8 protein-coding genes and 1 pseudogene are annotated in these 10,418 nt (G+C 60.5%); all 9 read left to right on the plus strand.

The features are described from left to right. Positions 1-302: 302 nt before the first annotated feature. On the plus strand, positions 303-1,256 hold the full coding sequence (locus AGR7B_RS21920) for a sugar-binding transcriptional regulator (protein ID WP_080857879.1): 954 nt from the start codon (positions 303-305) through the stop codon (positions 1,254-1,256). 144 nt (positions 1,257-1,400) lie between these two features. Beyond that, on the plus strand, positions 1,401-2,714 hold the full coding sequence (locus AGR7B_RS21925; RefSeq protein WP_065655300.1) for an ABC transporter substrate-binding protein: 1,314 nt from the start codon (positions 1,401-1,403) through the stop codon (positions 2,712-2,714). 174 nt (positions 2,715-2,888) lie between these two features. Next, on the plus strand, positions 2,889-3,761 hold the full coding sequence (locus AGR7B_RS21930) for a carbohydrate ABC transporter permease (RefSeq protein ID WP_080857880.1): 873 nt from the start codon (positions 2,889-2,891) through the stop codon (positions 3,759-3,761). A gap of 12 nt (positions 3,762-3,773) precedes the next feature. After that, positions 3,774-4,597, plus strand: a pseudogene (locus tag AGR7B_RS21935) (carbohydrate ABC transporter permease). A 12-nt stretch (positions 4,598-4,609) separates the two neighbouring features. Then, complete coding sequence (locus AGR7B_RS21940; protein ID WP_080857881.1) at positions 4,610-5,608, plus strand: ABC transporter ATP-binding protein; 999 nt, start codon at positions 4,610-4,612, stop codon at positions 5,606-5,608. Further along, positions 5,605-6,381 (plus strand): L-iditol 2-dehydrogenase, encoded by a 777-nt coding sequence (locus AGR7B_RS21945; RefSeq protein ID WP_080857882.1) that lies wholly within the window; start codon positions 5,605-5,607, stop codon positions 6,379-6,381. The genes AGR7B_RS21940 and AGR7B_RS21945 overlap by 4 nt, the downstream gene beginning before the upstream one ends. Before the next feature lie 61 nt (positions 6,382-6,442). Continuing rightward, positions 6,443-7,927, plus strand: coding sequence for a mannitol dehydrogenase family protein (locus AGR7B_RS21950; RefSeq protein ID WP_080857883.1), 1,485 nt, complete (start codon positions 6,443-6,445; stop codon positions 7,925-7,927). 7 nt (positions 7,928-7,934) lie between these two features. Then, on the plus strand, positions 7,935-8,654 hold the full coding sequence (locus AGR7B_RS21955) for an HAD family hydrolase (protein WP_080857884.1): 720 nt from the start codon (positions 7,935-7,937) through the stop codon (positions 8,652-8,654). A 60-nt stretch (positions 8,655-8,714) separates the two neighbouring features. Then, positions 8,715-10,289 (plus strand): FGGY-family carbohydrate kinase, encoded by a 1,575-nt coding sequence (locus AGR7B_RS21960; protein ID WP_162934256.1) that lies wholly within the window; start codon positions 8,715-8,717, stop codon positions 10,287-10,289. Positions 10,290-10,418 lie beyond the last annotated feature (129 nt).

A 10,418-nucleotide genomic window follows, 5' to 3' on the forward strand; every position in this document is an offset into this window, starting at 1 on the left:
GTACACGCGACGCGTAGCGTCGAGTGACGTCGTCGAGCGCGCGTCGAGCGAGCGCGAGCGAGCGAACGAGCACAGAGCAGAAGCAGAAGCAAAAAACAAGCAAGTTCTCCGTATATCGCTAACGTTGCCCCCTCATCCGACCCTTCGGGCCACCTTCTCCCCGGCGGGGAGAAGAAATTTGCCGCACCGTCACGCCAGATGATTTTAGGCCCACTGAGTGCTCTCTTCTGCATCCGCCGTTTGACAGCCGACGCAAAAAAATGCCAGCAAATGCGCAAGCATAATTCTCAAAGGGCAGCGGCATGGCCAGACGAAACGACGCACATGGACGGCTGGACGATGCGGCCCGTGCCGGCTGGCTTTATTATGTCGCGGGCCGCACGCAGGATGAGATCGCCGCCGCCATGGGCATTTCCCGGCAATCGGCGCAGCGGTTGGTATCGCTTGCTGTTGCCGAACGGCTGATCAAGGTCCGGCTCGATCACCCCATCGCCGCCTGTCTCGAAAAAGCTGAACGTCTCAAGGAAAAATTCGACCTTAGATATATCGAAGTGGTGCCGAGCGATCCGGCCGGCGTCTCCTCCACTGTCGGCATTGCCGAGGCCGGGGCGGCGGAAATCGAGCGCTGGCTGAAGAATGCCGATCCCATCGTGCTCGCCATCGGTACCGGCCGTACATTGAAGGCCGCTGTCGACCAGCTGCCGCCGATGGAATGCCCCCAGCATCGCATCGTGTCGCTGACGGGCAATATCGGGCCGGATGGCTCGGCCGCCTATTATAATGTCATCTTCAGCATGGCCGATGCCATCAAGGCACGGCATTTTCCGATGCCGCTGCCGGTTCTATGTTCTTCTGCGGAAGAGCGGGAACTGCTGCACGACCAGTCCATGGTGCGCTCCACGCTGGCGCTGGGTTCCGCGGCCAATGTCACCTTCGTCGGTGTCGGCGAACTCGGTGAAAACGCGCCGCTCTGCGTCGATGGTTTCCTCGGCGTGGATGAGATGAAGGCGCTGATGGCAAGCGGTGCCGTTGGCGAGATTTGCGGCTGGATGTATGATGCCAATGGCCGCATTCTCGAGCATTCCGTCAACGAGCGCGTCGCCTCCGTTCCCATTCCTTCAAGAGAGACCTGCACCGTCATCGGCATGGCGCAGGGCGCACGCAAGAACGCCTCGATTCTGGCGGCGTTGAGGGGTGGTCTGCTGAACGGCCTCATCACCGATGAAGTCACAAGCGAATATTTGCTCACGCACTGAGCAAAAATTAAACACATAAAATCAACGGCTTGGTTTCTGCATGTGCGTCGCAGCACAGGATGTCGCTTGACTTTTTTGCTGATGAGGTGAGTAAATGCCCTAGAGCAAAGCGAATGCTCATCATTTTTCTTCTGGGAGGAAGATATGACATTGAAGACCATTTTGCTGGGCGCATGCTCGGCACTCGCCTTTTCGACCCTTGCTTCCGCCGAGACGCTGACCATCGCGACCGTGAACAACGGCGATATGATCCGCATGCAGGGTCTGACCTCGGACTTCACCACCAAGAACCCCGACATCAAGGTCGAGTGGGTGACGCTTGAAGAAAACGTCCTGCGTGAGCGCGTGACCACCGATATCGCCACCAATGGCGGCCAATACGACATCATGACCATCGGCAATTACGAAGTGCCGATCTGGGCCAAGCAGGGCTGGCTGCTGCCGCTCGAGAAGCTCGGCGACAAATATGACGTCGACGATCTGCTGCCGGCGATCCGCGGCGGCCTCTCCAGCGAAGGCAAGCTTTACGCCGCGCCCTTCTATGGCGAATCCGCCATGATCATGTATCGCAAGGACCTGTTCGAAAAAGCCGGCCTGAAGATGCCCGATAACCCGACCTGGGAATTCATCGGCGACGCTGCCCGCAAGATCACCGACCGCAAGGCCGATATCAACGGCATCTGCCTGCGCGGCAAGGCCGGCTGGGGCGAAAACATGGCCTTCATCAGCGCGCTCACCAACTCCTTCGGCGGCCGCTGGTTCGACGAAAACTGGAAGCCGCAGTTCGATCAGCCGGAATGGAAGAGCTCCCTGCAGTTCTACGTCGATCTGATGAAAGATGCCGGCCCTTCCGGTGCATCCTCGAACGGCTTCAACGAAAACCTGACGCTGTTCCAGCAGGGCAAGTGCGGCATGTGGATCGACGCTACGGTCGCTGCTTCCTTCGTCTCCAACCCGAAGGATTCCACCGTTGCCGACAAGGTCGGTTATGCCATCTTCCCGACGCATGGCGAGCTGAAGAACCACGGCAACTGGCTGTGGTCCTGGAACCTCGCGATCCCGAAGAGCTCGCAGAAGGCGGAAGCGGCCGAGAAGTTCATCTCCTGGGCAACCAGCAAGGAATATACCGAGCTTGTCGCTTCCAAGGAAGGCTGGGCAAACGTGCCTCCGGGCACCCGCACCTCGCTTTACAAGAATGCCGAGTATGAAAAGGCCGCCGCCTTCGCCAAGCCGACGCTTGCCGCAATGGATGCCGCTGACATCACCAAGCCGACCGTAAAGCCCGTGCCTTACACCGGCGGTCAGTTCGTGGCGATCCCTGAATTCCAGGCGCTCGGCACCACGGTCGGTCAGCTGTTCTCGGCGGTCGTTGCCGGTCAGTCCAGCGTTGACGATGCGCTTGCGGGCGCCCAGTCGACCGCGACGCGTGAAATGACCCGCGCCGGCTACATCAAGTAATCCTCCCGAAGATCGCTGCCCGGCGCCAATGCCGGGCAGCGAACCTTGGGGACGGCAAGCCGCCGGTCTGTATGGTGGCGTTTAAGCCTTTCAAATCAAAACAAGAATGAGCCGGTTCTTCCGGATATGCCGGGCGCATGTCGTGACGCCCAGGCTCAAGGGGAGGTGAGTGCAATGGCAACCCGAAACACAAGCGGATTAGCGCGGGTGATGCTTGCGCCATCGGTGCTGTTGTTGCTGGTGTGGATGATCGTGCCTCTGGCGATGACGCTCTGGTTCTCGTTCCAGAACTACAATCTCCTCAATCCGGCCAATGTCAGCTTCGCTGGTCTGTTCAATTACCAGTATTTCTATACCGATCCGGCCTTCTTCCAGTCGATCTGGAACACGCTGTTGATCGTCGGCGGCGTGCTGCTCATCACGGTGGTTGGCGGCATCGCCATTGCGCTTCTGCTCGACAATGACATTTTCGGCCAGGGCATCGTGCGCATCATGATCATCTCGCCCTTCTTCGTCATGCCGCCGGTGGCCGCACTGGTCTGGAAGAACATGATCATGCATCCCGGCTACGGCGTGCTTGCCGATCTGTCGCGTTTCTTCGGTTTCCAGCCGGTCGACTGGTTTGCGCAGTTTCCGCTCTTGTCCATCATCATCATCGTCGCCTGGCAATGGCTGCCCTTTGCGACGCTGATCCTCTTGACGGCGCTGCAGTCGCTCGATGGCGAACAGAAGGAAGCGGCCGAGATGGATGGCGCCAACTTCGTCAACCGCTTCATCTACCTGACGCTGCCACATCTCTCCCGCGCCATCACGGTCGTCATCCTCATCCAGACGATCTTCCTGCTTGGCGTCTATGCGGAAATCCTCGTCACCACCAATGGCGGCCCCGGTTATGCCTCCACCAACCTCGCCTTCCTCATCTATCGCACCGCACTTCTGGGCTACGACGTCGGCGGCGCTTCGGCCGGCGGCATCATCGCCGTCATCCTCGCCAATATCGTCGCCATCTTCCTGATGCGGGCGGTTGGCAAGAACCTCGACCGGTAAGGGGGAAACATCATGGCCCGCAAGACAACCACTCGCGCAAAGATCGGCTTTTCCATCGCGGCCTGGGCCGTGGCGCTGCTGCTGTTCTTCCCGATCCTTTACGCCTTCCTCACCTCGATCAAGACCGAGCCCGAGGCAATCGCCGGCTTCAGCCTCATTCCGTCGGGCACGCTCGAGAATTACGTGACGGTCCAGACCCAGCGCGATTACTTCAAGCCGTTCATGAACTCGGTGGTGCTGTCGCTCGGCTCGACGATCATCGCGCTGATCATCGCCATTCCCGCCGCCTGGGCCATGGCGTTCTCGCCGACCAAGCGCACCAAGGACATTTTGATGTGGATGCTCTCCACCAAGATGATGCCGGCCGTCGCCGTGCTGGTGCCGATCTATCTGATCTTCCGCAATGCCGGCCTGCTCGATACCCGCATCGGGCTCACCATCATGCTCACCTTCATCAACCTGCCGATCGTCATCTGGATGCTCTACACTTACTTCGCGAAATCCCCGGCGAGATTCTCGAAGCCGCCCGCATGGATGGCGCATCGCTGTGGAACGAGATCGTCCATGTGCTGACCCCGATGGCGGTTCCGGGCATTGCCTCGACGCTGCTCCTCAACGTCATCCTCGCCTGGAACGAATCCTTCTGGACCATCCGGCTGACGACCACCAATGCCGCCCCGCTGACGGCCTTCATCGCCTCCTTCTCAAGCCCACAGGGGCTGTTCTGGGCAAAACTCTCGGCCGCCTCGATGATGGCGATCGCCCCCATTCTCGTCATCGGCTGGTTCTCGCAGAAACAACTCGTGCGTGGCCTGACCTTTGGCGCCGTGAAATAAGGAACGACAAACATGGGCAGCATTTCCCTTCAGAACGTGTCCAAGCTCTTCGGTGAGGCGAAAGTCATCCCGTCGATCGATCTCGATATCCACGACGGCGAGTTCGTCGTCTTCGTTGGCCCCTCCGGCTGCGGCAAGTCCACGCTGCTGCGGCTGATTGCCGGGCTGGAAGATGTCTCCGGCGGCAAGATCGTCATCGACGGCAAGGATGTCACCGAAAAGGCTCCCGCCGAGCGTGGCCTTGCCATGGTGTTCCAGTCCTATGCGCTTTATCCGCATATGAGCGTCAGGAACAACATCGCCTTCCCGCTGAAGATGGCCAAGCTCGACAAGGCGATCATCGATAAGAAGGTGGAAGACGCCGCAAGGGTGCTGAATCTTACCGACTATCTCGAGCGCCGGCCCTCGCAGCTGTCGGGCGGCCAGCGCCAGCGTGTCGCCATCGGCCGCGCCATCGTACGCGAACCTTCCGCCTTCCTGTTCGACGAACCGCTTTCCAACCTCGATGCGGCGCTGCGCGGCACCATGCGGCTGGAAATCTCCGAGCTGCACAACACGCTGAAGACGACGATGATCTATGTCACCCACGACCAGGTGGAAGCCATGACCATGGCGGACAAGATCGTTGTCCTTAACCGCGGCAATATCGAGCAGGTTGGCTCGCCGATGCAGCTTTACCGCTCCCCCGCCAACCTCTTCGTCGCCGGCTTCATCGGCTCGCCGCGCATGAACCTCATCACCGGCGATTACGCCCGCCAAAAGGGCGCCACCACCGCCGGTGTGCGGCCGGAGCATCTGGTGCTGTCGAAGGAAAGTGGGCTCTGGCAGGGCAAGGTCACCGTCGCCGAACATCTCGGATCGGATACCTTCCTGCATCTCGAGGTGAACGGCATCGGGCCGATTACCGCAAGGACCGATGGCGAGTTCGAGTGCAAACACGGCGATACCGTCTTCATCACGCCCGATGAGACCAAGATACACAGGTTCGATGAAAAGGGTGTGGCGATATGACGGGAAGACTGGAAGGTAAATCCGCGCTGATAACAGGTTCGGCGCGCGGCATCGGCCGCGCCTTTGCCGAAGCCTATATACGCGAGGGGGCAACCGTCGCCATTGCCGATATCGATTTCGAGCGCGCCAGCAAGACCGCCCGCGAGATCGGCGAGAATGCCTATGCCGTCGAACTCGATGTGACCAAACAGCATTCCATCGACACCGCCATCCGCACCGTGGAAGGCCAGGCGGGCGGGCTCGATATCCTCATCAACAATGCCGCGCTGTTCGACCTCGCACCGATTGTCGAGATCAAACGCGAGAGCTACGAAAGACTGTTTTCGATCAACGTGTCCGGCACGCTGTTCATGATGCAGGCCGCTGCAAAAACAATGATCGCTCGGGGAAAAGGCGGCAAGATCATCAACATGGCAAGCCAGGCGGGCCGGCGCGGCGAGGCCTTGGTGGCGGTTTATTGCGCCACCAAGGCCGCCGTCATCAGCCTCACCCAATCGGCGGGGCTCGATCTCATCAGGCACGGCATCAACGTCAATGCGATTGCGCCGGGCGTGGTCGATGGCGAGCACTGGGACGGCGTGGATGCGCTGTTTGCGAAATATGAAAACCGCCCCGCCGGTGAAAAGAAGCGGCTGGTCGGGGAGGCAGTACCCTTCGGCCGCATGGGCCGTGCCGAAGACCTGACCGGCATGGCGATCTTCCTTGCCTCAGATGAGGCGCAATACATCGTCGCCCAGACCTATAATGTCGATGGCGGCAACTGGATGAGCTGAGTATCGGGCGCCTGTCGCCCGGCCTTGGCACGAACAACGTTTCCCCTTCGAGGATCGTGACATGACATGCAAACTCTCCCTCGCAACGCTTGACGACGCCAGAAAAACCGCGGCTGTTCCGGCCTATTCCCGGGCCGATCTTTCCGTCGGCATCGTGCATTTCGGCGTCGGCAATTTCCACCGCGCCCATCAGGCGGTTTATCTGGATGACTTGTTCAACACAGGTGCGGACCATGACTTCGCTATCATCGGCGCGGGCGTTCTGCCGTCCGATGCGGTGATGCGCGAAAAGCTTGCCGCGCAGGATTTCCTGACGACGGTGGTGGAGCAGGACAATAACCGCACCGGCGCGCGCGTCACCGGGCCGATGATCGACATTCTGAAGGTCGGCGACACGAAGGCCATCATCGATACGCTCGCCGATCCGAAAATCCGCATCGTTTCCATGACGATTACCGAGGGCGGTTATTTCATCGATGCTTCCGGTTCCTTCAATCCGCAGCATCCGGCCATTGCCGAGGACGGGAGGAACCCGGCTTCGCCGAAAACCGTGTTCGGCCTCATCGTCGCCGGGCTGAAGGCGCGGCGGGACAAGGGGCTGCAACCCTTTACCGTCATGTCCTGCGACAACATTCCGCATAATGGCAAGGTCACGAAAAATGCCGTGGTCGGGCTGGCGGCCCTGTCCGATCCTGCCTTCGCCAACTGGATCGGCGAAAATGTCGCTTTCCCCAATTCCATGGTCGACCGCATTACGCCCGCGACAGGCGAGCGCGAACGCAATATCGCCCGCGACGATTTCGGCATCGAGGACAACTGGCCGGTCTTCTGCGAGGAGTTCAAGCAATGGGTTATGGAGGATAATTTCCCCGCCGGCCGCCCGGCGCTGGAAAAGGCTGGCGTGCAGTTCGTCAAGGATGTCGCGCCCTATGAGCACATGAAAATCCGCATTCTCAATGGCGGCCATGCGGCAATCGCCTATCCGGCGGCACTGCTCGACATTCATTTCGTGCATGAGGCGATGGAACATCCGCTGATCCGGGCATTTCTGGCAAAGCTTGAAAATGACGAGATCATTCCGGTCATTCCGCCGGTTCCCGATACGAATCTTGCCGATTATTTCGCGCTGATCGAGCGGCGTTTCCTCAATCCGAAGATCGGCGACACCATTCCGCGTCTGGCGCAGGACGGTTCCAACCGCCAGCCGAAATTCATCCTGCCATCCACCGCCGACCGTCTGGCGCGCGGCGAGGATATCGTCGGCCTTTCGCTGGTTTCGGCGCTGTGGTGCCGTTATTTCCAGGGCACCTCCGACAGCGGCAAGGAAATCACCTTCAACGACGCCAGTGCCGAACGGCTTCAGGCGGCTGCCATCAAGGCCAAGGACGATCCGATGGCCTTCCTCGCGCTTGAAGACATCTTCGGAACGGTTGCCGAATCGGAGCTTTTCCGTAAACGCTTTGCCCATGCATTGAAGACGCTGTGGCAAGAAGGCACGGCGAAGACGTTGCAGCTTTATCTGGATGACAAGCTGGCTGAAAAGTGACCATGAGATGGAAGACGAGACCGGGCCCCTTTTGATTTTCGATTGCGACGGCGTTCTCGTCGATAGCGAGCCGGTCTCCATCTCCGTCCTTCTCGATATGCTCTCCCATCTCGGCGTGACGATGGGGGAGGAAGAGGCCTATGAGCGCTTCCTCGGTCGCAGCGTCGCCAGCATGACGGCGACGTTGTTTGAGGATTACGGTGTCGAAACGGACATCGATTTTCTCGACCATATGCGGGCGACGCTGTTTGAGCGTTTCCGCACCGAGCTTCGGCCGATTGACGGCATTGGCGAAACGCTGGACAGGCTCCTGCCGCTGCGGCGCTGCGTCGCTTCCTCAAGCCAGCCGGAACGCATCCGTTATTCGCTGGGGTTGACGGGCCTGATCGACAAATTCGAACCGCATGTCTTCAGCGCCACCATGGTGAAGAACGGCAAACCGGCGCCCGATCTTTTCCTGCATGCGGCGCGCGAAATGGGCGTCGAGCCGCGTCACTGCATCGTGATCGAGGACAGCCCGGCCGGCATTGCCGCCGCAAAGGCCGCGGGCATGGGCGTTTTTGCCTTTACCGGCGGTTCGCATGCGCGCTTTCCCGCATTCCGTGAAAAGATCGCCGGCCTGGGCGCGAATGCGGTGTTTGACGCGATGCCGGATTTGGTCCAACTTGTCGGCAGCTATGTGGGGAAGGGCGGTTTTGACGGCCAAATGGAACGTAATGCGGGCTGAAGCAGATTTTGCCTGCCGCCGTCGCCGGGTCGTTGCGCAAGGGATGGAATTGCAGTCTTGATGCGTCAAAATCTCGTCGCTGTCGATGTCGGCACCGCCAGCGCCCGGGCCGGCATTTTCGATCCGGCCGGCCGGCTGCTTGCCCGCTCCACCCATCCGATCCTGATGCAGAGGCCGCAGGAAAACCACGCCGAACACGATTCCACCGACATATGGAAGGCGGTCTGCATCGTGGTGAGGGCGGCGCTTGCCGAGGCCGGTGTTTCGCCGCAAAGCATTGCCGCCATCGGTTTCGACGCCACCTGCTCGCTGGTCATCCGCGATGGGCGTGGCGAACCGGTTTCGGTTTCCGTTACCGGGGAGGACCGGTTCGACACCATCGTCTGGCTCGATCACCGGGCGATATCGGAGGCCGATAGCCTGACGGCATCCGGCCACCGGGTGCTGGATTTTGCCGGCAACAGCGTCTCGCCGGAAATGCAGATGCCGAAGCTGATGTGGCTTAAGACGCATATGCCGGCAAGCTGGTCGCGCATGTCCTTCGCTTTCGATCTGGCGGATTTTTTGACGTGGAAGGCGACCGGTTCAGCGCAGCGTTCAAATTGCACGCAGACGGCGAAGTGGAATTTTCTGGCGCAGGAAAATCCCGGCTGGCAGGCGGATTACCTCGAATTGGCGGGCCTTGCCGATTTGAGGGAGCGGGCAGGGCTTCCCGAAACTACGGTAATGCCGGGTGATAGCATCGGCCCGCTTTCGCCCGAAGCTGCCGCCGAACTGGGTCTCGATACCGGTTGCCAGGTGGCGGCAGGCATGATCGACGCCTATGCCGGCGCGCTCGGCGCATTGGGCGGCTGCCTGTCTGCGGATGTGGGCCGGCATGTGGCGCTGATCGCCGGTACGTCGAGCTGCCTTGTCGCCATGTCGGAGCGGCAGATGCCCGGCCACAGCCTCTGGGGTCCCTATTGGCAGGCGATCCTGCCGGGTCACTGGCTGGTGGAGGGTGGGCAATCGGCCACCGGTGCGCTGCTCGACCATATCGTGCGCATGCATGCGGCAGGCGGTGAGCCGGATACGGCGCTGCATGCCCGCATCGTTGCGCGGGTAACGGAATTGCGCGCGCTTGAGGGCGAGGCCTTCGCCGAGCGGCTGCATGTGCTGCCGGATTTCCACGGCAACCGCTCGCCGCTTGCCGACCCGCACGCCGTCGGCGTCATTAGCGGGCTGACTTTGGATACGTCTTTCGACAGTCTCTGCCGTCTTTACTGGCGCACGGCCGTCGCCATTGCGCTTGGCGCGCGCCATGTGCTCGATGCGATGGAGCGTTTCGGTTATGCGGTGGAAAGCCTGCACGTTACCGGCGGGCATGTGAAGAACCCGCTGCTGATGGAGCTTTATGCCGATGTGACGGGCAAGCGCATCGTCGTTCCCGCCACCGCCGATGCGGTGCTGCTCGGCACGGCGATGACGGCGGCGACGGCCGGCGGGGTGCATGCGAACCTTGCGGCAGCAGGGGCCGCCATGTATCCGGGCAATGCGGAAATATCAGGCAATCCGGCGCGTGGCCCCCGTTATGAGCGGGATTACCGCCGTTTTCTCGCCATGTACCGCCATCGTCAGGAACTGGAAAGCCTTTGACTTTCTAAAGGCCAATGGCAGGTTAGAGCGCATTGCTGGCGGGTGCCGCTTCTTTCTTCTCCCCGTGGGGGAGAAGGTGGCCCGAAGGGTCGGATGAGGGGGCAAGCTCTACGAATATCTCTACCGTCG

Source organism: Agrobacterium deltaense RV3, assembly GCF_900013505.1.
Lineage (GTDB): Bacteria > Pseudomonadota > Alphaproteobacteria > Rhizobiales > Rhizobiaceae > Agrobacterium > Agrobacterium leguminum.

What these genes read in the sequence shown, in the direction of transcription:
- AGR7B_RS21920 (WP_080857879.1), top strand. Translation starts at nt 303, where the DNA reads ATGGCCAGACGAAACGACGCACATGGACGGCTGGACGATGCGGCCCGT.
- AGR7B_RS21925 (WP_065655300.1), top strand. Translation starts at nt 1,401, where the DNA reads ATGACATTGAAGACCATTTTGCTGGGCGCATGCTCGGCACTCGCCTTT.
- AGR7B_RS21930 (WP_080857880.1), top strand. Translation starts at nt 2,889, where the DNA reads ATGGCAACCCGAAACACAAGCGGATTAGCGCGGGTGATGCTTGCGCCA.
- AGR7B_RS21940 (WP_080857881.1), top strand. Translation starts at nt 4,610, where the DNA reads ATGGGCAGCATTTCCCTTCAGAACGTGTCCAAGCTCTTCGGTGAGGCG.
- AGR7B_RS21945 (WP_080857882.1), top strand. Translation starts at nt 5,605, where the DNA reads ATGACGGGAAGACTGGAAGGTAAATCCGCGCTGATAACAGGTTCGGCG.
- AGR7B_RS21950 (WP_080857883.1), top strand. Translation starts at nt 6,443, where the DNA reads ATGACATGCAAACTCTCCCTCGCAACGCTTGACGACGCCAGAAAAACC.
- AGR7B_RS21955 (WP_080857884.1), top strand. Translation starts at nt 7,935, where the DNA reads ATGGAAGACGAGACCGGGCCCCTTTTGATTTTCGATTGCGACGGCGTT.
- AGR7B_RS21960 (WP_162934256.1), top strand. Translation starts at nt 8,715, where the DNA reads ATGCGTCAAAATCTCGTCGCTGTCGATGTCGGCACCGCCAGCGCCCGG.